The sequence below is a fragment of the Stenotrophomonas sp. 28608_Sma genome, assembly GCF_056486185.1.
On record NZ_CM151308.1, the window covers coordinates 1,200,932 to 1,224,750 of the forward strand.

Annotated in this window: 21 protein-coding genes; 12 read left to right on the top strand and 9 right to left on the bottom strand. The window is 66.1% G+C overall.

The window, feature by feature from the left end:
• The 4 genes from ACZLHH_RS05480 (at nucleotide 1) to ACZLHH_RS05495 (ending at nucleotide 5,901) form a co-directional block, all read left to right on the top strand.
• A complete protein-coding gene (locus tag ACZLHH_RS05480; protein ID WP_049462188.1) occupies nucleotides 1-2,193 on the top strand; it encodes a glucosidase family protein in 2,193 nt (730 codons plus the stop codon).
• Nucleotides 2,190-3,677, top strand: coding sequence for an MFS transporter (locus ACZLHH_RS05485; RefSeq protein ID WP_049462189.1), 1,488 nt, complete (start codon nucleotides 2,190-2,192; stop codon nucleotides 3,675-3,677). Before ACZLHH_RS05480 ends, ACZLHH_RS05485 begins: the two co-directional genes overlap by 4 nt.
• Nucleotides 3,677-5,392 carry an alpha-amylase family glycosyl hydrolase gene (locus ACZLHH_RS05490; RefSeq protein WP_049462190.1) on the top strand — a complete coding sequence of 572 codons (1,716 nt, stop codon included), beginning with the start codon at nucleotides 3,677-3,679 and terminating at the stop codon, nucleotides 5,390-5,392. The genes ACZLHH_RS05485 and ACZLHH_RS05490 overlap by 1 nt, the downstream gene beginning before the upstream one ends.
• 122 nt (nucleotides 5,393-5,514) lie before the next feature.
• Nucleotides 5,515-5,901 carry an SseB family protein gene (locus ACZLHH_RS05495; RefSeq protein WP_049462191.1) on the top strand — a complete coding sequence of 129 codons (387 nt, stop codon included), beginning with the start codon at nucleotides 5,515-5,517 and terminating at the stop codon, nucleotides 5,899-5,901.
• A gap of 46 nt (nucleotides 5,902-5,947) precedes the next feature.
• On the opposite strand, the gene ACZLHH_RS05500 is transcribed toward ACZLHH_RS05495, so the two are convergent.
• Complete coding sequence (locus ACZLHH_RS05500) at nucleotides 5,948-6,910, bottom strand: IS110 family transposase (RefSeq protein ID WP_132808894.1); 963 nt, start codon at nucleotides 6,908-6,910, stop codon at nucleotides 5,948-5,950.
• Between the two features lie 269 nt (nucleotides 6,911-7,179).
• Here ACZLHH_RS05500 and ACZLHH_RS05505 point away from each other — a divergent pair, with 269 nt between their 5' ends.
• Both ACZLHH_RS05505 and ACZLHH_RS05510 read left to right on the top strand, forming a co-directional pair.
• Nucleotides 7,180-7,644, top strand: a complete 465-nt coding sequence (locus tag ACZLHH_RS05505; RefSeq protein ID WP_049461455.1) for a GNAT family N-acetyltransferase — start codon at nucleotides 7,180-7,182, stop codon at nucleotides 7,642-7,644.
• The gene (locus tag ACZLHH_RS05510; protein WP_049461457.1) at nucleotides 7,641-7,934 is read left to right on the top strand and encodes a hypothetical protein; all 294 of its coding nucleotides are present in this window, start codon (nucleotides 7,641-7,643) and stop codon (nucleotides 7,932-7,934) included. The genes ACZLHH_RS05505 and ACZLHH_RS05510 overlap by 4 nt, the downstream gene beginning before the upstream one ends.
• A gap of 115 nt (nucleotides 7,935-8,049) precedes the next feature.
• Here ACZLHH_RS05510 and ACZLHH_RS05515 read toward each other — a convergent pair whose 3' ends face one another.
• The 3 genes from ACZLHH_RS05515 to ACZLHH_RS05525 all read right to left on the bottom strand — a co-directional run bounded on the left by ACZLHH_RS05515 (nucleotide 8,050) and on the right by ACZLHH_RS05525 (nucleotide 13,713).
• Nucleotides 8,050-11,634: an ABC transporter permease/M1 family aminopeptidase gene (locus tag ACZLHH_RS05515; RefSeq protein ID WP_049461458.1), complete on the bottom strand. Its 3,585-nt coding sequence runs from the start codon at nucleotides 11,632-11,634 to the stop codon at nucleotides 8,050-8,052.
• Between the two features lie 12 nt (nucleotides 11,635-11,646).
• Complete coding sequence (locus ACZLHH_RS05520) at nucleotides 11,647-12,549, bottom strand: ABC transporter ATP-binding protein (RefSeq protein ID WP_049461460.1); 903 nt, start codon at nucleotides 12,547-12,549, stop codon at nucleotides 11,647-11,649.
• Between the two features lie 132 nt (nucleotides 12,550-12,681).
• Nucleotides 12,682-13,713, bottom strand: coding sequence for a LacI family DNA-binding transcriptional regulator (locus ACZLHH_RS05525; RefSeq protein ID WP_049461462.1), 1,032 nt, complete (start codon nucleotides 13,711-13,713; stop codon nucleotides 12,682-12,684).
• A gap of 138 nt (nucleotides 13,714-13,851) precedes the next feature.
• Between ACZLHH_RS05525 and ACZLHH_RS05530 the strand changes: the two genes are divergently transcribed.
• From ACZLHH_RS05530 to ACZLHH_RS05555, 6 genes are all read left to right on the top strand, one after another.
• Nucleotides 13,852-14,247 (top strand): hypothetical protein, encoded by a 396-nt coding sequence (locus tag ACZLHH_RS05530; RefSeq protein WP_049461464.1) that lies wholly within the window; start codon nucleotides 13,852-13,854, stop codon nucleotides 14,245-14,247.
• Between the two features lie 170 nt (nucleotides 14,248-14,417).
• Complete coding sequence (locus ACZLHH_RS05535; protein ID WP_010483495.1) at nucleotides 14,418-14,993, top strand: single-stranded DNA-binding protein; 576 nt, start codon at nucleotides 14,418-14,420, stop codon at nucleotides 14,991-14,993.
• Between the two features lie 201 nt (nucleotides 14,994-15,194).
• A complete protein-coding gene (locus ACZLHH_RS05540) occupies nucleotides 15,195-16,091 on the top strand; it encodes a hydroxypyruvate isomerase family protein (RefSeq protein WP_049461466.1) in 897 nt (298 codons plus the stop codon).
• Between the two features lie 27 nt (nucleotides 16,092-16,118).
• Nucleotides 16,119-17,804, top strand: coding sequence for a GMC oxidoreductase (locus ACZLHH_RS05545; RefSeq protein ID WP_049461468.1), 1,686 nt, complete (start codon nucleotides 16,119-16,121; stop codon nucleotides 17,802-17,804).
• Nucleotides 17,804-18,379, top strand: coding sequence for a gluconate 2-dehydrogenase subunit 3 family protein (locus ACZLHH_RS05550; RefSeq protein ID WP_049461470.1), 576 nt, complete (start codon nucleotides 17,804-17,806; stop codon nucleotides 18,377-18,379). Before ACZLHH_RS05545 ends, ACZLHH_RS05550 begins: the two co-directional genes overlap by 1 nt.
• A gap of 14 nt (nucleotides 18,380-18,393) precedes the next feature.
• Entirely contained in the window at nucleotides 18,394-19,137 is a 744-nt protein-coding gene (locus ACZLHH_RS05555) for a 3-keto-disaccharide hydrolase (protein ID WP_239684298.1), read from the top strand.
• A 30-nt stretch (nucleotides 19,138-19,167) separates the two neighbouring features.
• Here the strand turns inward: ACZLHH_RS05555 and ACZLHH_RS05560 are convergent, their stop codons facing one another.
• The 5 genes from ACZLHH_RS05560 to ACZLHH_RS05580 are packed head-to-tail and all read right to left on the bottom strand — an operon-like array spanning nucleotide 19,168 to nucleotide 23,806.
• Nucleotides 19,168-19,464: a c-type cytochrome gene (locus tag ACZLHH_RS05560; RefSeq protein ID WP_049461474.1), complete on the bottom strand. Its 297-nt coding sequence runs from the start codon at nucleotides 19,462-19,464 to the stop codon at nucleotides 19,168-19,170.
• Nucleotides 19,465-19,482: 18 nt separating this feature from the next.
• Nucleotides 19,483-20,346, bottom strand: coding sequence for a sugar phosphate isomerase/epimerase family protein (locus tag ACZLHH_RS05565; protein WP_049461476.1), 864 nt, complete (start codon nucleotides 20,344-20,346; stop codon nucleotides 19,483-19,485).
• Nucleotides 20,347-20,365: 19 nt separating this feature from the next.
• The gene (locus ACZLHH_RS05570; RefSeq protein ID WP_049461478.1) at nucleotides 20,366-21,496 is read right to left on the bottom strand and encodes a Gfo/Idh/MocA family protein; all 1,131 of its coding nucleotides are present in this window, start codon (nucleotides 21,494-21,496) and stop codon (nucleotides 20,366-20,368) included.
• A 12-nt stretch (nucleotides 21,497-21,508) separates the two neighbouring features.
• Nucleotides 21,509-22,726, bottom strand: a complete 1,218-nt coding sequence (locus ACZLHH_RS05575) for a nucleoside permease (protein WP_049461480.1) — start codon at nucleotides 22,724-22,726, stop codon at nucleotides 21,509-21,511.
• Nucleotides 22,727-22,753: 27 nt separating this feature from the next.
• Nucleotides 22,754-23,806, bottom strand: a complete 1,053-nt coding sequence (locus ACZLHH_RS05580; RefSeq protein ID WP_049461481.1) for a sugar phosphate isomerase/epimerase family protein — start codon at nucleotides 23,804-23,806, stop codon at nucleotides 22,754-22,756.
• Nucleotides 23,807-23,819 lie beyond the last annotated feature (13 nt).

Below are 23,819 nucleotides of genomic sequence, written 5' to 3' on the forward strand. Positions count from 1 at the left end.
ATGCTGAAGATCATTTGCCTGACCGCTGCCCTGGGGGCAGCGCTGGGATCGACCGCGCAGGCGGCCGACCTGCAATTCGACGGCCGCCATGCGCGTGCCGAAGCCGCTGCCAACGGCAGCTTCGTGCTGCATGCGCCGAAGGGTGAGGTGCGTATCGCGCCCATGCCGATGCGCAGCCAGACCGGCAGCGTGATGTTCGATGCGCTGTTCGCGCTGGCCCAGCAGGAGATGGACCAGGACCGCGTGGATGCGATCCGCGATCCCGCGTTCGACGAAGGCCGGCCGGTGCCGTGCGAGTGCTTCCAGACGGGCGCGCGCTGGCCCTACGTGTGGACCCGCGATGTCAGCTTCGCCGCCGACCTGGCGCTGGCGCGGCTGGATCCGCAGCGCACCCGGCAGTCGCTGCAGTTCAAGCTGTCGGCAGCGCGCGATGGCCATATGCCCGGCCTGTTCGTCGCTCAGGACACCGGTTCCGGCGGCAGCTGGCCGATCAGCAGCGACCGCGTGGTGTGGTTCCTGGCGGCACGTCACCTGCTGGAAGATCGCGCGTTTGCCGACCAGGTCTGGCAGGCGCTGCAGGGCACGCTGGCGCAGGATCGCGCGATGGTGTTCGACGCGCAGATGGGCCTGTACCGTGGCGAGACCTCGTTCCTGGACTGGCGTGAGCAGACCTATCCGGACTGGACCCGCGAGGACGTGCGCTTCATCGGTGATTCCTATGCGCTGTCCACCAACGTGCTGCACTACCAGGCACTGCGCCTGGCCGAACGCCTGGCCGGCCAGCACGGCGACGCCCGCGCAGCCGACTACAAGGCCTGGGCCGATGCGCTGGCGCAGCAGATCGATGCGCGCTTCTGGCGCGAGGATATCGGCCAGTACATGAGCTACATCGGCGAAGCCGCGCACCCGGTGCCGTACGCCAAGGTCGATCTGCTTGGCCTGTCGCTGGGCATCCTCGCCGAGGTGCTGCCGCCGGAGCGCGCGCGCCGTGCACTGGCTGCCTACCCGATGGGGCCAGCCGGCAGCCCAGTGGTGTGGCCGCAGGAGGTGCAGCAGCCGATCTACCACAACCGCGCGATCTGGCCGTTCGTCAGTGCCTACTCGCTGCGTGCCGCACGGCAGCTGGATGATGCGCCGCGCATCGCCGCCGAGATCCGTTCGCTGATGCAGGGCGCTGCGCTGGCCGGTTCCAACATGGAAAACTACGAACTGGTCAGCCAGGCCGTGCATGTCGAGGAAGGTGCGCTGAGCGGCCCGGTGGTCAACTCCGAACGCCAGTTGTGGTCGGTGGCCGGCTACCTGTCGATGGTGCTTGAAGGTGTGTTCGGTGTGCAGGACGATGGCCGCATGCAGCCCAAGCTGCCGGCCGTGCTGGTGCCGGAGCTGTTCGGTACGCACCCCCGCATCACGCTGGAAGCCAACGGCAGGCGCTATGTGCTGGAGCGCCCGCAGAACGTGGGTGATGGCCTGCTGGTGGCCGGCAGCACCATCACACGTGGCACGACCACCACGGTGCAGCTGGTCGCTGCCCCGGCAGCAACCGGTTTCGCTGCCACGACTGCGGATGCCAACGCGCGTGCGCCAGCTACACCGACTACGCCGCAGGCCACCCGCAAAGGCACTGGCTGGAGCGTCCCGGTTGCGGCTGACCAGACGCTATGGAAGGACGGCAGGCATGTCGCCGCCAGCAATGGCCAGGTGCACATCAGCGACGATGGCCTGCAGCACTGCCTCAGCCTGACCCGGCGCGTGGGTGCATTGGAATCACTGCACAGCCCGACGCTCTGCGTCGGTCCGCAGCAGGTGCTGAAGGGCGATGATCGCTGGCAGTTCACCTCGGCCAGGGCCGGGCAGGTGCGCCTGCGCCTGCAGTACCGCAACCCGAACGGGCCGATCAACACTGGCGTCACCGCTGCGGTCAAGCAGCTGGTGCTGCAGTGCCCGGGCCAGCCGTTGCAGCAGCATACGGTCACCCTGCCGCACAGCGTGGCGATGCAGGACTCGACCTCGGCGACATTCACGGTGCCCAAGGGGCAATGCACGGTCGCGCTTGAAGAGGGCTTCAACATGAGCGCGCTGCAGCACTTCGCGCACTACACCGGCGGCAAGGGTGGACGCGAGGGTGTGCTCAACCAGGCCCAGGTGCAGGCGCTGAAGGTGGCGCCGGTGGCGATGGAAGAGGGCGCACGATGAGTCGTCCCGCCAAACCGCAGTTGTCGTTCTGGCAGATCTGGAACATGTGTTTCGGCTTCCTCGGCATCCAGTTCGGGTTCGCCCTGCAGAACGCCAACGCCAGCCGCATCTTCGAGACCCTGGGCGCGGACATGGACGCGGTGCCCGGGCTGTGGATCGCGGCGCCATTGACCGGCCTGCTGGTGCAGCCGGTGATCGGTTACCTGTCCGATCGCACCTGGACGCGCTGGGGCCGTCGCCGCCCGTTCTTCATGATCGGTGCGGTACTGACCACGCTGGCGCTGCTGGTGATGCCGAATTCGCCGACGCTGTGGATCGCCGCCGGTACCTTGTGGGTGCTGGACGCCTCCATCAACGTGTCGATGGAACCGTTCCGCGCCTTCGTCGGTGATCAGCTGGCACCACGCCAGCGTCCGGCCGGCTATGCCATGCAGAGCTTCTTCATCGGTGTGGGTGCCATCGTCGCCAGCTTCCTGCCGTTCATCCTGGCCCACTTCGGTGTTGCCAATACCGCAGCTGCCGGCGAAGTGCCCGATACCGTGCGCTATGCGTTCTACTTCGGCGCGGTGGTGCTGCTGGCGGCGATCACCTGGACGGTGGTCAGCACCCGCGAGTACTCGCCGGCAGAGCTGGCCGGGTTTGACGATGCCGAGCCGCCGGCGCACCACGCAGGGGCTGCGATCAGTGGCCCCGCACCGTGGACGCAGGTGGCGCTGTGGCTGGGGCTCGGCGTGGTGCTGGCGCTGCTGATCGCCTGGCGGCAGGGCGACAAGATGCTGTACGTGCTGGCGGGCTTGTGTGCGGGTTACGGCGTGCTGCTGGCGGCCGCGCGTGCCTTGCCGGCCACGCATATGCTGGCCGCCATCGTCGGCGACCTGCGCGCGATGCCGGTGACCATGCGTCGTTTGGCGTGGGTGCAGTTCTTCTCGTGGTTCGCGCTGTTTGCGATGTGGATCTACACCACCGCCGCGGTGGCGGGTACCCACTTCGGCTCGACCGATCCGCAGTCAGCGGCCTACAACGAGGGCGCCAACTGGGTGGGCGTGCTGTTTGGTGCCTACAACGGCTTCGCCGCGCTGGCCGCAGTACTGATCCCGCCGATGGTGCGTGCGATCGGCCTGCGCTGGAGCCACCTGGTCAACCTGTGGCTGGGCGGCGCCGGCCTGGTCTCGCTGATGTTCATCCGCGACCCGCACTGGCTGCTGCTGTCGATGGTCGGCGTCGGCTTCGCCTGGGCGTCCATCCTTTCGCTGCCCTATGCGCTGCTGTCCGACAGCGTGCCGGCATCGAAGATGGGCGTGTACATGGGCATCTTCAATTTCTTCATCGTGATCCCGCAGCTGGTCGCGGCCAGTGCGCTCGGCTTCGCCCTGCGCGCCTGGCTGGGTGGCCAGCCGATGCATGTGCTGGTGCTGGGCGGCTGCAGCCTGTTCGTCGCCGGCCTGTGCGTGCTGCGGGTTCCTTCCCGTCCGGAGGTGGTGTGATGCGTGGTGCGCTGTCTGTTGCTGTTTCCCTGGTACTGCTGGCCGGCCATGCGGCGGCCGCGCCACGCCCGGACTATGTGGGCACCACCGAACCGTTCGCCAGCGATGCGGTGTACTTCGTGGTCACCGACCGCTTCGTCAACGGCGACCCGTCCAACGACCATCGCGACCAGGGCGGCACGCATCGCACCTTCGATATCCCGGTGCCGTGCCCGGACAAGGTGGACGGCAACATCGGCTATCTCGGCGGTGACTTCCGCGGCGTGCTCGACAATGCGCAGTACATCCGCAACCTCGGCTTCGGCGCGGTATGGATCACGCCGATCGTTGACAACCCGGACGAGGCGTTCACCGGCAGCAAGCCGATCAGCTGCACCAGTACGCTGACCGATCGCGGCAAGACCGGCTACCACGGCTACTGGGGCATCAACTTCTACAAGCTCGATGAGCACCTGCCCAGCAAGGACCTGGACTTCGCGGGGTTGACCAAGGGCCTGCACGGCGCAGGCCTGAAGGTGGTGCTGGACATCGTCGGCAACCACGGCTCGCCAGCCTGGACCATGCCGACGCGGCAGCCGCAGTTCGGCCAGATCTTCGACAAGGACGGAGCGCTGATCGCTGATCACCAGAACCTGCCGCCGCAGAAACTGGACCCGAAGCACAACCCGCTGCACGCGTTCTACAACAACATCGGTCCGGTCGACGGCAAGAACGGATCGATCTTCGACGGCAACCTTGCCGAGCTGTCCGACTTCAATCAGGACAATCCGGCAGTGATGGACTACCTGGTCGGCGCTTACCTGCAGTGGACCGCGCAGGGCGTGGACGCTTTGCGCATCGACACCATTGGCTGGCTGCCGCACCCGTGGTGGCATGCCTTCGTCAAACGCATCCGCGCCGAGCACCCAGGCATGTTCATGTTCGGCGAAGCGTTCGATTACGATGCCGCGCGCATTGCCGAGCACACCTGGCCGGCCAACGCCAACGTCAGCGTGCTCGATTTCCCGTTGCGCGGCGCACTGGAACAGACCTTCGGCACCGCCGGAAAGGGCTTCGAGACCCTGGCCGAGCCGCTGCACCTGAGCGGTGACCCGTACGCCAACCCGTATGAGCTGATGAGCTTCTACGACAACCACGACATGCCGCGCCTGCAGGCCAGCGACAGCGGCTTCATCGATGCGCACAACTGGTTGTTCACCGCACGCGGCATTCCGGTGGTCTATTACGGCTCGGAAACCGGCTTCATGCGCGGCCGCGCCGAGCATGCCGGCAATCGTGCCTACTTCGGCCAGCCGCGTGTGGATGCCGCACCGGAGAGTCCGATCTTCGCGCCGCTGCAGCGTATCGCGCGATTGCGCGAAGCCACGCCGGCGCTGCAGCGTGGCCTGCAGGTGAACGAGCGCCTGCAGGGTGATGAGGCGGTGTTCTTCCGCGTGCTGCAGTATGGCGACGTGGCGCAGACCGCGCTGGTGCTGCTGAACAAGGGCGACCGGACCAGGACCCTCACCGTGTCGCGTTACGTGCAGGCGGGCCGCTGGCGCGATGCACTGGACGGCGGTTCGTTGCAGGTGGATGCATCCCTGAAGGCCGACGTGCCCGCGCACGGCGTGAAGGTGTACGTGCTGGATGCCGCCGTGCAGCAACCGGCATTGCAGGCTGAGCTGGACAAGGCGATGGCCGACCAGAAGGCGCGGGATCTGCGTCTGGGACGGTAGTGCCGGCCGCTGGCCGGCAACCCATGAATCCATGGCACCTTCAGGTGCCGGCCAGCGGCCGGCACTACCTGGTTTGCCTGCATCCGGCACAATAGGCACCCCTCACGCCCCACCGTACCGCCATGACCGACCTCGCCCCGCAGACCCCGATCGAAACCCTGCTGAAGGCGGCGATGGACGGGGCGGTGCCGATCCGCGCCTTCATGGAGGCCTTCGTCGCCTCCGAAGTGGTGCTGCTGACCGGCAGCCTGGTCACCCCCGACGGTAGCGGCTTCGACCCGCTGCTGTTCGACAAGCAGGGCACCCTGCACGTGGCCGTGTTCACCGACCCGTCGCGGGTGGGCATCTACAGCCAGCAGGCCGAACATCAGATCCGCTGGCTGATGCTGGACGTGCTGCGCCGCGTGCCGGGTGGCTATGGCGTGGTGATCAATCCGGGCACTTCGCTGGGCTTTGAGATTTCGCCGAGCGGCGTGGGCGAGATCCTGAAGGACTTCGCCCAGGGCTGAACCGCCACCGCGCTATATTTGTAGAGTCGAGATCCTATGTTCGTGGTCAAGCCTGCTGGAAGCAGGCTTGACCCACCTTCAGCATGGCCGGATCGAAGTCCCGGCCGCTTTTGAAGACACCCCAGGCGATCCTGGCCAGCTTTCTGGCCAGGATGTTGAAGACGGCGGTGCTGGGGTGACCGCGTTTTGACAGCTCGTCGTAGAGCGGTTGCCCCCGACGACACCGCTTGAGCCCCATGGCGGCCATGTAGAGCATCTGGCGCAGCACTGGCGCGCCCTGTTTGGACAGCCGACGCCGTCCCGTTCTGCCGCCAGACTCGTTGGGCCGGGGATCCAGGCCCGTGCAGGCGATCCACGCGTTGGCGTTGGCCAACGGCCAGCGCGTCATGTAGTAAATCAGGTGAGCGGCGACGGCGGGGCCGATACCAGGGATGGTCAACAGGCGCTTGTAGAGCGTGCCATGCTCTCCATCGCGACCCAAGCGCTGCAGTTCGCTTTCCAGCTCGGACAGCGTCCCAGCCAGAGCGCAGAACAGATCTGACAGCTCCCCGGGGGCACTTTTGCTTACCCCGAAGGATTGCTCCAGGCGCGCGCGTGTCTTTACCAGCGTCTGCCGCTTGCGCAGCAAATCGTGCATCTGTTGCTGCTCGTCGGTACGCGGTACGTATTCACGCAGGCGATCGTTCTCCTTCTTCACGTACCGGGCGATCGCTTCGGCGTCCATGGCGTCCGTCTTGCCACGCGAGCCCGTCGCCCGGCCGTAGTGCTTGATCAGACGTGGATTGATCACATAGACAACGTGGCCTGCCTGGCCAGCCATCCGAGCCAACAACTCGTAGTACCGCCCCGTCGCCTCCATGCCAATCCGGCATCGCTGGGGCAAGGTGTTGAGCCACTGGGCTATGCCGGCCCGGGTGTTGGCGATCCTGTCGCCGGCCTTGCGGTCGGCCACTGCCGGTACGAACTCCTTGGAGTCCACGTCCACGCCAATATCGAGAGAATCAGACATTTGTACGGCTCCCAGCTATCTTTAAGGGGCTGGGGTGGTACCGCACCGACGTTAGCTTGCCTACATCGACGATCCCCTTTGGGGGCCGTACGATCCTTTATCGACGTTCGTGTGCGGGATGGGGATCGCTCGACTCGTCTGTCGGCTAGTATCCGCAGATGCATGCTTGACGGTCCCTCCACCCTGGCTCCTACATACCGCGTAGGAGCCGGGAGGAACATACAAGCTTGGCTCGACTCTACAGAACGCTTCCCCATCGAGGCATTGCCATGGAATTCAGGGTATTACCCGCCGATGCACCGGAACGGCAGCAGTTGGCCCGGTGGTACCACGCCGAATGGGGCCGCGACGCCGGCCTGTCGCTGGAACAGGAACTGCAGCGGCTGAACACACCTCAGGACGCCGAGGGTTTCCCGCACCTGATCGCCGCCTTCGATGGAGACCAGGTGGTCGGTGCCGTGCAGCTCAAGCGCCGGGAAATGCAGGCCTTCCCGCAGTACGAGCATTGGCTGGGCAGCGTGTTCGTGGCCGATAGTCATCGCGGGCGTGGGCTGGCTGGCGCGCTGGTCGAACAGGCCGCGGCGCAGGCGGTGCGGATGAGCGTTTCCGAACTGTACCTGCAGACCGAATCGTTGGATGGCGGCCTGTATGCGCGGTTGGGCTGGAAGCCGCTGCAGGAATCCGACAACCGCAGCCACCGCGTGCTGGTGATGGTGCGCAGGTTGGCGGCATGAGCACCGCAACGGCCCGGCACTCCCGCTCCGCCCTGATCTTCCTGATCGCGGCGATCGTTGCCGCGTTGGTCTCCATGCCCCTGCTGCGCGCCCTGGGCATGGTGCTGTGGCCGGTGTTCGTCATTGCCTGGCTGATCAATCTGGGCGCGGCCTGGCATCTGGCCCAGTGGGCGCGCCAGCAGGGCCGTTCGGCGTGGGCATTCGGGTTGCCGGCGGCGCTCGGCACCGTCGCCTCGATCGTGGTCTATGTGCTGCTGGCGTTGCTGGGGCCGAAGGCGACGGTGCGCTGAAGCTTCGCGGTCACCGTGGGCAGTATGCCGAGCATGGCTCGGCACTACAGTAAGGCCGAGCCAAGCCCGCAGCTGTTGCGTGGAGCGCCGGCGGACAGGCCGGCGCCCCGTTGCCTCACATCGTCACCTTGCGCCGGTTGTCATCGCTCACCCGGTCGATCAGCTTGTTGTAGGGATCGAAGCCTGCTTCATCCGGCTTTTCATCCACCGTCACCGTGATCTTCGGCTCGGCACTGGTGATGTGGTGGCGCTGCAGGTACAGCACCTTCTGGTCGCGTTCCTTGCCGGAGGGCCCGTTGGCGAACACGCCGATCTCGACCCAGTCATCCATCGTGCCGTCGCTCTCCTTGCCCTTGCCATCTGCGTACTGCTTGGCGGCGTGCAGGTCCAGGGTTACGTCGTAGCGACCGTCAGCACGCTTGCGGGCGCTGGCGGCCATCACCCGGTTGTCGTAGAAGCTGATCTTCTCGAACAGGTCGGTGACCAGCTGCTGGCGGTCGGCCGGGGTCTCCGCCCGGATGTAGTCCAGCAGTTCGCGTGAGGTGGTGTACGGCGGTTGCTGATAGCCCTTGTCCTGCAGGAAGCGCTTCAACGCGCGGTTCAGCGCCTGCTCGCCGATTTCCTCGCGCAGCCGGTAGAACACCAGCGAACCCTTCTGGTAGTGGATGTACTGCTGGTTCTCCACGCGCTCCAGCGGCTGCTCCTCAATGGCCTCGCCACCGCGTCCGGACAGGTAGCCATCCAGCTCGCGCTTGAGGAACTGGCGCATGTGCTGGCGGCCGTACTCCTGCTCCATCACCATCAACGCAGAGTACTGCGACAACGATTCGGAGAGCACCGTCGCGCCCTGCACGTTGGCACCGATCACCTGGTGCGCCCACCACTGGTGTGCGATCTCGTGCGCGGTCACGTAGAACACGTAGTCCACCTTGTCCGGATCACGTAGGTCGGCGATGAAACCGATGGCCTCGGAGTAGGGGATGGTATTGGCGAACGACTGTGCGAAGCGCGCATAGCCCGGGAACTCGATGATGCGCACCTGGCGATGCTGGTACGGCGTGAAGTTCGCTTCGTAGTAGGCCAGCGACTTCTGCACCGCTTCGATCATCCGGTCCACGTTGTAGCCGTGCGCCGGATCGAAGTAGACCTCGATCGGGATGTCCTTGTACTTCGCCCTGCGCACCTCCCAGCGTGCCGACAGGTAGGCGTAGAAGTTCAGCATCGGGCGGTCCATCGCGTAGCTGAAGCAACGCCGGCCGTTCACCGTGGTCTCGTGCTGCAGGTAGCCCGGGGCCAGCGCCACCTGGTCCGGCGCGGTGCAGACCGTGGTGCGGAAGTCGAGCCAATCGGCATCGTTGGAGATGTAGGTGTTGGCACGCGCGGCTTCGTCTTCCAGCTTGGGCATGCGCCGCGGTTCGCCGAGGTCACGCTTGCGACGCTCGTTGCGGTCGCTGATCTCCGCACCTTCGTTGTAGCCGAAGGACGGCAGCACGCGGCTGTTGAAGAAGGTGCCGTTGTCGACGATGTTGCTTGGCGCCTGGCCCGCGGTGATGCCGTTGGGCTTCTGCACCACCCGGAAATGCACGCTGCGGGTTTCACCCGGTTGCAGCGGTTTCTGCAGGCGGTAGATGCGGTAGCCGAGTTCGGCGTCATGCATCGAAAGTGTCTGCCCACCCAGGTCAGCCGCGACCAGTTGCTTGTCGTCGCCCATCGAGACATGCACGTCCTGGATCGGCACGGCATGCGTGTTGCGCACCGTCCAGTTCGCATCGATCACCATCGACTGCGATTCGGGGAACAGGTCAACGCGGTTGTCCACCGCCACGATGCGAGGCTGCGGCAGGTTGCGGTACTTCGACAGTTCACGCTCGTAGCGGGCCTGCAGATCCAGCTGCTGGTCGGGCGAGATGAACTCATTGCGGATGTTGGTGCTCCAGTACAGCCAGCCACCCACGCCGACGAAGGCCAATGCGGCGACTCCGGCGAAGACCCCGGTCGGGCCGCGCAGGCGGCGGCCGGCCAGGGCCAGGCGCTGACGCAGGCCCTGGCTGACACCTCGTACCCAGAAGGCTGACGCCAGGCACATCAAGGTCAGCAGGAACAGGGCCCAGTAGCCCTGGAACGCCAGTTGCCCGGTCAGGAAGTGGCCGTAGCCGTTCATGTCCGAATAGGGCGCGTTGGGCCAGCTGCCGAAGTTGTACAGGTTCTGCGTGTAGTCGAGCAGGCCGAGCACACCCTGGCCGATCATCACCACGATCAGCAGTGCGTAGCCGACGAACTTGTTGTTGGTGAGCACCTGCAGCACCAGCGCCAGGCCGCCCATCAGGATGTAGACCACCGAATCCAGGGCCAGGCTGCGCAGGTACAGCAGCGGCTCAAGATGCGTGTAGCCCTTGGCCAGCTGCACACCCATCGCCGCCAGCGCGCCGGCGGCCTGGAAGCAGACGATCACCGCCAGCAGTGCAGTGAACTTGGCCAGCAGCGGCACCCAGTTCGGCACCGGCATGGCATCGGTCACTTCATTGATGCGCGCGCTGCGTTCCTTCCAGACCAGCTCACCGGCGAAGAACAGCACGATGATCACCAGCAGCCAGCTGAAGGCGCCCTGCAGGCCCATGATCATCTGTGAGGTGACCGGCCAGATCGAGGTGCCGTACAGGGTCTGCCGGAACAGCGCGCTGGGCAGGAAGTTGGCCAGGCCCAGCACCAGCAGCACGATGAACGGCACGCTGCGCAGGACACCACGTGTATCGAAGCGGACCTGGCGCAGGAACTGCTGCCACGCCGTGGTGGTAGTGAACGCCGGTACCACGCGCGGCAGCGTCGCGCGGGTGGGACGGACCACGCTGGCATCGGCAACCGGTTGCGCCTGCCTGCGGCCCCAGCGCCGACGGCCACTGCCACTGCGTTCGGTGCGGAACAGCGCGAAGGTGGCGGCGAACAGCGCGGCAGCCACGCCCAACCACAGGGCGCGATTGACCAGCAGGTAACCGGCGAGCTCGGGAATCCCGTTGTTGCGTTCGGCGGTGGACCAGTAGCGGATCGTGCGGCCGAGTGCGCGCATGCCCAGCGGTTCGCTCAGCACCGCGATCCACGTGTTGTCGATGTCGCGCAGCAGGGCCGCGCTGGCGCCATACAGCACCAGGTAGGCCACCAGGCCGATGTAGACCCACAGGATCGAGCGCGTCAGCGCCGCCAGCAGCGACAGCAGCGCGGTGGTGAACAGCAGGTTCGGAATGACGATGACCGCGAACGTCCACGCATAGCCCTGCCAGCTGATCGGGCCCATGCGCTCGGGATCGACCCACGGCATGAACGGCGCCAGCCACAGGCCGAACGCAATCACAACGTAGACCAGCAGGCCGGCGGCGAGGGCGGCGGCGATGCGCCCGGCCAGGTAGTCGCGGCGCTTCACCGGGCTGGCGAAGATCAGTTCGGCAGTGCCGAGTTCGAAGTCACGCAGCAGCGCATTGCTGACGAACAGCGCGGTGACCAGCATGCCGAGCAGGGTGAAGATGCCCAGCATCTGCGCGATCACGGTGGGCGCGTTGCTGTGCACGTTGCCGCTGCCGCCACCGATCTGCACGGCGTCGCTGGAGGCGGCGGCGAAGGCGAGCAGGGCGAACAGCCCGGCCAGCAGCCACAGCAGCGGGGAACGCAGCTGCTCGCGCAGCTCGAAGCGGAAGAAGTTGAGGATCATGGCGTGCTCCGCTCAGGCTGCCGCGCGGGCACGGGCCTGCAGGCGCAGGCGCTGGAAGTACACGTCCTCGAGGTCGGGAGCTACGGCCGCAAAGCCGTCGCCGGGGTCGTTGGCGCTGTGCACGTGGATCACCGGGCGGCCACCGACCAGACGGGTCGACAGCACCACATAGCGCGCTTCGTGGTCGGCCAGTTCCGACGGATCGACCTGCTTGCGCCAGACCTGGTGCTGCAGGGCGTCGATGGCTTCGGCCGGACGGCCGGTCAGCAGCACCTGGCCCTTGTTCATGATCGCCATCGTCGGGCACAGATCGGTCACGTCCTCGACGATGTGGGTGGACAGGATCACCGCCACGTTCTGGCCGATGGCGGCCAGTAGGTTGAGGAAGCGGTTGCGTTCTTCCGGGTCGAGGCCGGCGGTGGGTTCATCGACGATCACCAGCCGCGGGTCTCCCAGCAGCGCCTGGGCGATGCCGAAGCGCTGGCGCATTCCGCCGGAGTACGTGCCCAGCTTGCGCTTGCGCGCGTCCCACAGATTCACCTGCTGCAGCAGCCCATCGACCACCTCGCGGCGCTGGGCGCGCTGGGTCAGGCCCTTGAGCACCGCGAAATGTTCCAGCAGGTCCAGCGCGCTGACTTTCGGGTACACGCCGAAATCCTGCGGCAGGTAGCCCAGCCGGCGGCGCACCGCGTCCTTGTCGCGCAGCACGTCGATCGACGCTTCGCCCGGAATGCTGAGCATGGCCGTGCCGCTGTCGGCTTCCTGCAGGGTGGACAGCGTGCGCATCAGCGACGACTTGCCGGCGCCGTTCGGGCCGAGCAGGCCGAACATGCCGCGCGGGATGTCCAGGGTGACGTTGTTGAGGGCATGCACGCCGTTGGCGTACGTCTTGGACAGCGAATCGATCTTCAGCATGCGACGTACACCTTTCCATGGGCGATGTCTGCGCGTTATCCGCGCATCAGCCTCCGTGCGCATCCGCCGTTGGTCATGGGGGGAGAATTCCGCCGTCGCACGTTGGGGCGTGGGGCGGTGGCCTGGCAGCGCTTACCCGCGCAGCGAAGATTCCCGCACCACCAGCTTCACCGGGATGCTCTGGCTCTCCACCGGTTGCCGGCCGATCAGTGCCAGCAGGCGCTCCACCAGCAGCTGTCCGGCCTGCTTGGTGTCCTGCTGCACGGTGGTCAGCGCCGGGGATACCGAGGCCGCCAGTGGGATGTCGTCGAAGCCGGTCACCGCCACGTCCTGTGGCACCCGCAGGCCAGCCTCGCGGAGCGCGCGCATCGCACCGATGGCGATCAGGTCGCTGGCGGCGCAGATCGCATCGATCGGTTCACCGCGCGCCAGCAGCACTTGGCAGGCCGCCTGGCCGGAAGCCTCGGTGGTGATCGCATCGTGCTGCAGCGCCGGCTCCGCAGCCAGGCCGTGTTCCTGCAGGGCCGCGACATGGCCGCGGTAGCGCTCCTGGAATTCGGGGTAATGGCTGGAGGCATGGCCGAGGAAGGCGATGCGGCGGCAGCCCTGCTGCAGGAGGTGGGTGGTGATGTCATGCCCGCCCTGGAAGTTGTCGCTGCCGATCGATACACCGGGTTGGCCGGGCAGGGCGGCGCCCCAGCGTACGAAGTGCGTGCCCTGTTCGACCAGCCGCTGCAGGCGGTCGCGCGATTGGTGGTAGTCGCCGTAGCCGAGCAGGATGATGCCGTCGGCCTTGTTGCTGTCCTCGTAATCGGCCTGCCAGTCGGTGGACAGCTGCTGGAACGAGACCAGCAGGTCCTGCCCGTGCAGGGCGCAGGCACGGGTGATCGAGCCCAGCATCGAGTGGAAGAACGGGTTGATCAGCGAGTCGTCGTTGGTCGGGTCCTCGAAGAACAGCAGGGCCAGCGTGCCGGCGTTGCGCAGGCGCAGGCTGGAGGCGTTCTTGTCGACCTTGTAGTTCAGCTCGCGGGCGATGCGCAGGATGCGCTCGCGGGTCTCGGCGTTGACCATCGGGCTGCCACGCAGCGCCCGCGACACGGTCGGCTGGGAGACCCCGGCCAGGTGGGCGATGTCCAGGGAGGTGGCTTTGCCTTTGATCGTCATGGGAACGCGGAAGCGGGCAGGCGGAAGATGCCTGGGCATGATGCCATGCGGTGGCTGCCGGCCGTCCTGGCCATCACTACTTGTGGCCACGGTCGCGGTCGTGCGACGGTCAACACCATAGCCTGATGGAGCCAAGCGGTGACCTTTCGCCTGTACCCGGGTGTCCCCGACGATTTCGAGGCGCGGATCCGCATCCTTGCGCCAGAGGAGGGTGGGCGTCGCAGCCCCGCCCGGAATGGTATCCGCTGGGATTTCGCCTATGCCGATGACGCTGGGATACCCGAGCTGTTCATGATCTGGCCCGACTTCCGGCACGCTGAGGGCGACAGCTGGGCGACCGAGCTGCCGCTGCCGGTGGGAGAGTCCCTGTTGGCCGGTCTGACCGTGGTCAATGAGGTGCTGAGGGCGGGGCTGCACCGGGAGCGTATCCGGCCGGGCGTGCGCTTCCACTGCCATGAAGGGCCCAAGGTGGTGGCGGTGGGGGAGGTTACGCGGGTCACCGGCCTGCTGCTGGATCGCCCCCTGCTTCGTTGAGGCCGGTTCCGACCCGGATCGGCCGGATTCCCGACGGGCCGGGGGCGAAGGGAATGGTAAGATGCCTCGTTCCGATATCCCCCATTCGCAACCGTGGGAGGTCCAGCGTATCGGCACCCCGTCGGGTGTGCTATCACTGGTCCAGCCCCGGACAACGGAAGAATCCATCTATGGCGCGCGGCATCAACAAAGTCATCCTGGTCGGCAACCTCGGCAACGACCCGGACGTGAAGTACACCCAGAGCGGCATGGCGATCACCCGCATCAGCCTGGCCACCACCAGCGTCCGCAAGGACAAGGATGGCAACCAGCAGGAACGTACCGAATGGCACCGCGTGGTGTTCTTCGGCAAGCTCGGCGAGATCGCCGGCGAGTACCTGCGCAAGGGCAGCTCGGTCTACGTCGAAGGCAGCCTGCGCTACGACAAGTACACCGGCCAGGACGGCGTGGAGAAGTACTCCACCGACATCGTTGCCGATGAAATGCAGATGCTGGGCGGCCGTGGTGAAGGCGGCGGCGGTGGCGGTGGTGGCAACTACGGCGGCGATCGTCCTCAGCGCCAGCAGGCCCCGCGCCAGGAGTACGGCGGCGGTGGCGGCGGCCAGCGTGGCGGCCAGGGCGGTGGCTATGGCAACCAGGGCGGCAACCAGGGCGGCGGTTACGGCAACCAGGGGGGCAACCAGCGCCCGCAGCCGCAGCAGGCGCCGCCGATGGACGACTTTGCTGACGACGATATTCCGTTCTGATCGAACGCTCGTTCGCAGCAGAAAAGAAAGCCCCGCTCATGCGGGGCTTTTCTTTTTCCGGAATCCCTTCGGAGTTGTGCCCCGCAGCATCGGTTTTCGTGCACCGCGACTTGCAAACAGACAATTTCCTCCCCTATGGTGCAATCGATTGCATTGCTGTGAATCGTTGCGTTTGATACCGGTTGGGAGGCCGGAAGGTGGATGTCCATCCATTCGATCAGACCGGCCCCGGCGGTGGGCCTCACGCGGCGCGATGCGTTGCGCATGGCGGTTGCTGGAGGCGTAGCTCTGGGTACTGCGGGAGCGTTGCCTGCATTCGCCGCCACCGCAGCGCTCAAGGGCAATTTGAAACATTCCGTTGCTCGCTGGACCTTCCCGCAGCTGTCGGTTGCCCAGCTCTGCACGACGGTAAAAGACATCGGCTTCGCCGCGATCGACCTTGTCGGTCCGGAGGACTGGCCGACGCTGAAGGCCCATGGCGTGTACAGCTCGATGTGCAACGGCGCGGAGCTGGGCCTGACCAAGGGCTTCGCCGGCCGCGAATTCCACGACCAGCTAGTGGAGCGTTACACGCGGCACATCGATCTGGTCGCCGATGCCGGCTACCGAAATCTCATCTGCTTCTCCGGCAATCGCAACGGCATGGACCCGAAGGAAGGTCTGGCCAATGCCGAGGCCGGCCTCAAGCGCATCCTCGGGCACGCCGAGAGGCGCGGTGTGGTGCTGGTGATGGAACTGCTGAATTCCAAGGTCGATCATCGTGACTACCTGTGCGACCACTCCGCATGGGGTGTGGAGCTGTGCCAGCGGCTCGGCTCGGACAACTTCGGCCTGCTCTACGACATCTACCACATGCAGATCATGGAGGGCGACATCATCGCCACCATCGGCAAGCATCACGCCTGCTTCAAGCATTACCACACCGCAGGCGTGCCTGGCCGGAACGAGATCGGAGACCAGCAGGAGCTCCACTATCCGGCCATCTGCCGCGCGATCCGCGATACTGGTTTCAAGGGGTATCTGGCGCAGGAGTTCACGCCTGCAGCGCCCGATCCCGTTGCCTCATTGCGCGAGGCGATCCGCCTCTGCGACGTCTGAAACGATATCCACCCAGGTGAGAAACCCATGGCAGATAATCACTACGACGCCATTGTTGTTGGCTCGGGAATCAGTGGCGGTTGGGCGGCGAAGGAGCTGACCGAAAAGGGCCTTAAGGTCCTGATGCTGGAACGCGGGCGCAACATCGAGCACGTCAAGGACTACGTCAATGCGATGAAGGAAGCGTGGGACTTCCCGCACCGCAACCGGCCAACGCAGGCGATGAAGGCCGACTTCCCGGTGCTGATGCGCGACTACGGACTGGCCGAGAACCTGGAAGGGATGTGGGCCAACGAACAGGACTCGCCCTACATCGAAACCAAGCGCTTCGACTGGTTCCGCGGCTACCACGTCGGTGGTCGCTCATTGTTGTGGGGCCGGCAGAGCTATCGCTTCTCCGACCTGGACTTCGAGGCGAACCTCAAGGACGGCATCGCCACCGACTGGCCGATCCGCTACGCCGACATCGCGCCGTGGTACGACCATGTAGAGAAGTTCGCCGGCATCGCCGGCACGCGCGAAGGACTGGACGTGTTGCCGGATGGTGAGTTCCTGCCGCCGATCCCGTTGAATATCGTCGAGAAGGACGTAGCTGCACGGATCAAGAAGGCCTTTGGCGGAACGCGCCATATGATCCACTCGCGCACCGCCAACATCACCAAGCCGATGCCCGAGCAGGGGCGCGTCAACTGCCAGTACCGCAACAAGTGCATCCTGGGCTGCCCCTTCGGTGCCTACTTCTCGACCCAGGCGGCGACGCTGCCAGCGGCGATGAAGACCGGCAACCTGACCTTGCGGCCGTTCTCGATCGTCAAGGAAGTGCTCTACGACAAGGACCGCAAGCGTGCGCGCGGGGTGGAGATCATCGACGCGGAGACTGGGCAGACCTACCAGTACACGGCCAAGGTCATCTTCCTCAACGCGTCGTCGTTCAACTCGACGTGGCTGTTGATGAACTCGGCCACTGATGTGTGGGAGGGCGGGCTGGGCTCATCGTCGGGCGAGCTTGGGCACAACGTGATGGACCATCATTTCGGAGCGGGTGCCTCCGGCCGGGTCGAGGGCTACGACGACAAGTACTACTTCGGCCGTCGTCCCTGCGGCTTCTACATTCCGCGTTTCCGCAACGTTGCGGCCGACAAGCGCGGCTATCTGCGCGGGTTCGGCTACCAGGGCGGTGCCAGCCGCACCGGCTGGTCGCGCGAGATCGCCGAGCTGAACATCGGTGCCGATCTGAAGGAGGCGCTGACCGTGCCCGGTGACTGGCGCATCGGCATGACCGGGTTCGGTGAAATGCTGCCGCACCACGACAACACGATCCGCCTGGACCGCGACCGCAAGGACAAGTGGGGGCTGCCGGTGCTGGCGATGGACGTTGCCATGCGCGCCAACGAACTGGCGATGCGCAAGGACATGGCCGCCGATGCCGCCGAGATGCTGGAGGCAGCCGGCGTCAAGGACGTGAAGATGCACGACAACGATTACGCCCCGGGCAAGGGTATCCACGAAATGGGGACCGCGCGCATGGGACGTGATCGGAAGAGCTCGGTGCTGAACCAGCACAACCAGGTCTGGGATGCACCCAACGTCTATGTGACCGACGGGGCCTGCATGACCTCCAGCGCCTGCGTGAATCCTTCGTTGACCTACATGGCGCTGACCGCGCGCGCGGCCGACCACGCCGTGCGCGAACTGAAAGCGGGGAACCTGTGATGGATCGCCGCGAACTGCTGAAAATGATCGTCGCCGCCACCGGTGCGGCCATGGTCGGCCTGCCTGCGCTTGTGCAGGGGCAGGCACCGGCCGCCGCCACCAAGATTCATTTCTCCGATGCCGACGTCGCCACGCTGGACGAGATTGCCGAGACCATCCTGCCGCGGACCCGGACGCCAGGGGCGAAGGATGCCGGTGCCGGCCTGTTCATGGCGACGTTCGTCAGCGACTGCTATACCGCCCGGCAGCAGGCGACGTTCCGCGCAGGGCTGGCCGACATCGACAAACGCGCCGGCGGCCGCTTCGTGTCGCTCACGCCGGAAGCCCGCACCGAATTGCTGCGCACGCTGGACGCCGAAGCCAAGGCACGCCATGCCGATGTGACCGAAACCGGTACGCCTGAAGAGGGCGAGGCGATGCCGCATTACTTCACGATGCTCAAGCAGCTGGCCATCTTCGGCTTCTTCACCTCCAAGGTCGGCGCGACCGGGGTGCTGCAGTACGTTGCCGTGCCGGGGCGCTACGACGGCGATCTTGCTTATGTTCCCGGCACGCCCGCCTGGGGGACCAGCTGATGGAGTGCAACAGGATGATCAAGCCGCTGCTGATCGCGGCTACCGTGCTGGCCGCCGCACCCGTGTTCGCGCAGAACGGTGCCGACGCCGCGCGCGATCCGAAGAAGACCGAGGTGTGGACGCCGGTACCTGCGACCGTGGCTACGCCGCCAGGCAAGGCCCCGTCCGACGCAATCGTGCTGTTCGATGGCAAGGATGTTTCCGCGTGGGAGTCGGAGCAGGGCGGTCGCGTGCCCTGGAAGGTTGCCGATGGCGCGATGACCGTCGTGCCCGGCAGCAAGGGCATCCGCACCCGGCAACGCTTCTGCGACGTCCAGCTGCATGTGGAGTGGCGCACGCCCACCGACACGAAGGGCTTCGACGGACAGAATCGTGGCAACAGCGGGATCTTCCTGCAGGAGCTGTATGAACTGCAGGTGCTCGACAGCTACAACAACCCGACCTATGCCAATGGCCAGGCGGGCTCGATCTACAAGCAGGCCATGCCGTTGGTGAACGCCTCGCGCGCACCGGGTGAGTGGCAGGCCTACGACATCCTCTGGAAAGCACCCCGCTTCTCGGCGGGCGGCGGGCTTGTGTCGCCCGCGCGCATCACGGTGCTGCACAACGGCGTGCTGGTGCAGGACGACACTGTGCTGGCGGGCAAGACCGAGTACATCGGCGCGCCTTCCTACGCGCCGCATGCGTGTGCGCCGCTCTATCTGCAGGAACATGACTCCAGGGTCAGCTACCGCAACATCTGGGTGCGCGAGCTGTAGGGGCACGCGGCCAGCGTGGTCGCCGGCCGCTTACTTCGCCAGGTAGCTGGCGATGTCATTGATCTCCTGCTGTGAAAGCTGGGAGAAGGGCGGCATCAGCCCGCCGCCCTTGCTGATCTTTTCCTTGATCTGTGCGGGCGCCATGCGCTTGCCGATGTCGGTGAGCGCCGGGAACGCGCCCGGCATGCCCGCACGATCGGCGCCGTGGCAGGCCACGCAGTTCGCGGTGTAGAGCTTTGCACCCGCAGCCGGATCGTCCTTGCACCAGGCGGCCGTCGCAACGCTCATGCCACCCAGGGCCACCGCCGTTGCCAGGATCATTTTCATGTGGGGCTCCTTGATGCGTCAGCGCCGCGCACGGGCGGGCACGTTGGTGGTCAGGTGTTCACGCAGGTAGTCCGCACCGGTCTGGATGATCCTGGCCGGATCGCGTGGCTGGTCGTGCTCGATGATGTACCAATGCACGCCGGCGGCTGCCGCAGCAGGCAGGATCGCGCTCCAGTCCAGCACGCCCTGGCCCACCGCGGCGAATCCGCCTTCGTCCTGGGCCTGGCCCTTCGGTGCATTGTCCTTGGCGTGGACCGCGAATACGTGGCCGCGGAACTTTGCCAGCATCACTGCCGGGTCCAGGCCTGCACGCGCGACCCAGGCCAGGTCCAGCTCGGTCTGCAGGTCTGGACCGGCGGCGGCGAACAGCAGTTCCAGTCCGGTCCTGCCATCAAAGTCGGCCAGTTCGAAGTCGTGGTTGTGGTAGGCCAGACGCATGCCCTTGCCGCGCACCTGCTTTGCGATGCGGCCCAGTTCCTGGCCCAGGGCGGTCCAGCCGGCGGCATCGATCGGGCGATCCTTCTTGTCCAGGTACGGCACCACCAGCGTCGTGTTGCCGATCGACCGGTTGAAGGTCACCACCCCGTCCAGATTGCTGCGCAGCTCGGCCAGCGGCACATGCGATGAAACCGCCCTGATCGAATACCGGTCCAGCAGCTGCTTGAGCTCGGCCGCGCTGGAGTTCTGCGTGCCGACCGTTTCCACCGCATGGACGCCTGCGTCGTGGACGATCTTCAGTTGCTGCTCGAGCGAGCCGGCATCGCGCAGGGTGTACATCTGTACCGCGATCGGCTTCTGCGTGCTGGCGGCTTCGACTGCAAAAGCGGGCAGGGCAGCGAGCAGCAGAATGAGGCTTGCAGTTCCATGGACAAGGGCTTTCATCAACAGATCCTCCCGGGTTTCAACCGATGGCAGTCCAGGCGCGCGACCTGGCCGATGCAATGACACGATCAACGATCCGCGCCGAGCGCAGGCCGTCCTCGAAGGTGGGCAGGCCCTGCGGTCGCTCGCTGCCGATGGCGCGATAGGTGTCGGCGACAAACGCTTCGAAGCACTGGGCGTAGCCCTGCGCGTGTCCGGCCGGCAGCACGGAAAGGCGGCGTTGATCGGCACTGCCGGCGCCTGGTCCGCGCACGAAGATCTCCTCGCGCTGGTCGGGCAGGCCGATCCACAGGCGCTCGGCGTCTTCCTGGTTGAAAGCCACGCTGGCCTTGGCACCGTCGATCTCGAACCAGAGGCGGTTGTGGCGTCCGGCCGAGACCTGGCTGACCGTCAGAGATGCCAGCGTACCGGCGCCGGTCCTGAACATCGCCGCCGCCACGTCCTCGCTCGTTACCGACTGCATTGCGCTGGCTGCGGTTGGCGTGCTGAAGCTCTGCCCGCTGACGGCGCCGCGCTCGGCGATGACCGTAGAGAACGCCGCGCTGACCTCGGCGAAGCGTTCGCCGCTGACCCATTCCACCAGGTCGCACCAGTGCGAGCCGATGTCGGCGAATACGCGCGATGCGCCACCCAACGCCGGGTCCACCCGCCAGTTGTTGCTGGCCGGGTCCAGCAGCCAGTCCTGCAGGTAGCTGCCGTGGATCAGGTGCAGCGGCCCCAGATCGCCCTGTGCTACGCGTGCGCGCGCCTCGCGCACCACCGGGTGGTAGCGGTAGACGAAGGGGACCGTGGCAACCAAGCCGGTCGAGGCGGCCAACGCCGCCAGCGCCTGCGCATCATCCAGCGTGGTCGCCAGCGGTTTCTCGCAGATCACGTGCTTGCCGGCTTCCAGTGCTGCCTGCGCCATCGCGCGGTGCAGATGGTTGGGCGTGCAGACATGCACGACCTGCACCTGCGGATCGGCGATCACCTCTTCGATATCCCGATAGGCGCGCGGGACATTCCACAGCTGCGCCATCTCACGCGCGCGCTGCGCTGACGAAGCGGCAACGCCGCGTACCTCGGCACCGGCGAGCAAGGCCGCCCGGCGGTGCACGGCGCCGATCATGCCGGCGCCGACGATGGCGATGGCGATTCCAAGCGTTGGCATCGGCTCGAATCCTCAGGGTGTGGAAGATGCGGCGGCCACGGCGGGCCGGTCGCGGAACAGCAGCAGGAAGGCGATCAGCACCACCAGCGCGACAGCGGCCGGGAACAGCCATATCTGCTGCCAGTCGGGGCCGGCCTCGGTGGTGAAGTGCTCCACCACCGCGCCGGACAGGAAGGTGCCGATCAGCATGCCCACGCCGTACGTGGCCAGGGTGATGAAGCCCTGCGCGCTGCTGCGCACGGCGGGGCCGGCATGGGCATCGGTGTAGATCTGGCCGGTGACGAAGAAGAAGTCGTAGCAGATGCCGTGCAGCACGATGCCGATCACCAGCAGCGAGAAGCCGCTGCCCGCATCGCCGAAGGCGAACAGGACGTAGCGCACCACCCAGGCCGCCATGCCGACCGCCAGCATCGTCTTGACGCCAAGGCGAACGAACAGGAACGGCATGGCCAGCATCAGCAGCACCTCGGAAACCTGGCCCAGCGACTGCAGGCCTGCGGCGCCGCGCACGCCCAGGTCGTTGAGATACGGATTGGTGAAGTTGTAGTAGAACGACAGCGGGATGCAGATGGCGATGGAAGCCAGGAAGAACACCAGGTAGGCGCGCGACTTCAGCAGCCGCAATGAATCCAGCCCGAGGATCTGCCCCAGTCCGGCATCGCGCTGCTGTGCCAGTGGCGGCGTGTGTGGCAGGGTGAACGCATACAGGCCCAACACCAGCGATGCCAACGCTGCCATCCGGAATGTCAGTTCAAGCCGATGCGCCTGCTCCCAGCCCAGCCAGCCGATCAGCACGCCTGCGACAATCCAGCCGATGCTGCCGGCCACGCGTACCAGCGGGAACTGTTTCTCGGGCGACTGCATGTGCCGCATCGCCACGCTGTTGGCCAGCGCCAGCGTGGGCATGAACAGCAGCATGTAGCCCATCACGCAGGCCGAGAACACACTGAAGCTGGTGGCGGTGGACGCCAGCCACATCAGTACCGCGCCGGCCAGGTGCAGCACCGCGAGGATGCGCTGCGCGGCGAAGTAGCGATCGGCGATCAGGCCGACCAGGAACGGCGCCACGATCGCGCCGATCGACTGGCTGAGGAAGGCGGTGGCCACCTGGCTGGCGCTGGCCTGCAGCGGGCCCTGCACCAGGTACGTCCCGAGGGTCACGAACCACGCTCCCCAGATGAAGAACTGCAGAAACATCATCGCGCCCAGGCGCGACATGGCGTGCGACATGGCTTGCCCTCCCGGGGCGGTAATGGCTCAGATTCCCAGCATGTGGTGCAGTGATGCGGCGTCCGTGCCGCTGTCGGCGAAGTCATCGAAGGCGTGCTCGGTCACGCGGATGATGTGGTCGCGGATGAAGGCGGCACCCTCGCGTGCGCCGTCCTCCGGGTGCTTCAGGCAGCACTCCCATTCCAGTACCGCCCATCCGGGGAAGTCGTACTGGGCGAACTTGGAGAAGATCGCCTTGAAGTCGATCTGGCCATCACCGGGCGAACGGAACCGGCCCGGACGATCGATCCAGTCCTGGTAGCCGCCATACACGCCGCTGCTCGCGCTGGCGCGATACTCCGCGTCCTTGACGTGGAAGATGCCGATGCGCGCGTGGTAGCGGTCAATGAAGCCCAGGTAGTCCATCTGCTGCAGCAGCAGGTGGCTGGGGTCGTACAGGATCTTGGCGCGGGGGTGATGGTCCACCACATCGAGGAAGCGTTCGAAGGTCGCGCCGTCGTGCAGGTCCTCACCCGGGTGGATCTCGAAGCACAGGTCCACGCCGCAGGCGTCGAACGCATCCAGGATCGGGCGCCAGCGGCGGCCGAGTTCGGCGAAGGCTTCTTCCACCAGTCCCGGTGGACGCTGCGGCCAGGGATAGAAATAGGGCCAGGCCAATGCGCCGGAGAACGTGGCATGCGCGGTCAGCCCCAGGCGCTGGCTGGCTTTGGCGGCCAGCAGAAGCTGCTCGACTGCCCAAGCCTGGCGGGCAGCCGGATCGCCGCGCTTGTCCGCCGGCGCGAATCCGTCGAACAGGCTGTCGTAGGCCGGATGCACCGCGACTAGCTGCCCCTGCAGATGGGTGGACAGCTCGGTGATCTGCACGCCATGACCGGCCAGCATGCCGGCGACGTCGTCGCAGTACGCCTGGCTGCGCGCGGCCTCGGCCAGATCGAACAGGTGGGGCGCGCCGGTGGGGACTTGTACGCCAGAATAGCCCAGACCCGCGGCCCATCCGGCCAGCGTGTCCAGCCGATCAAAAGGAGCTGTGTCGCCGATGAACTGCGCCAGGAACAGCGCTGGACCCTTGAGCGTCTTCAACGTGATTCGCCCT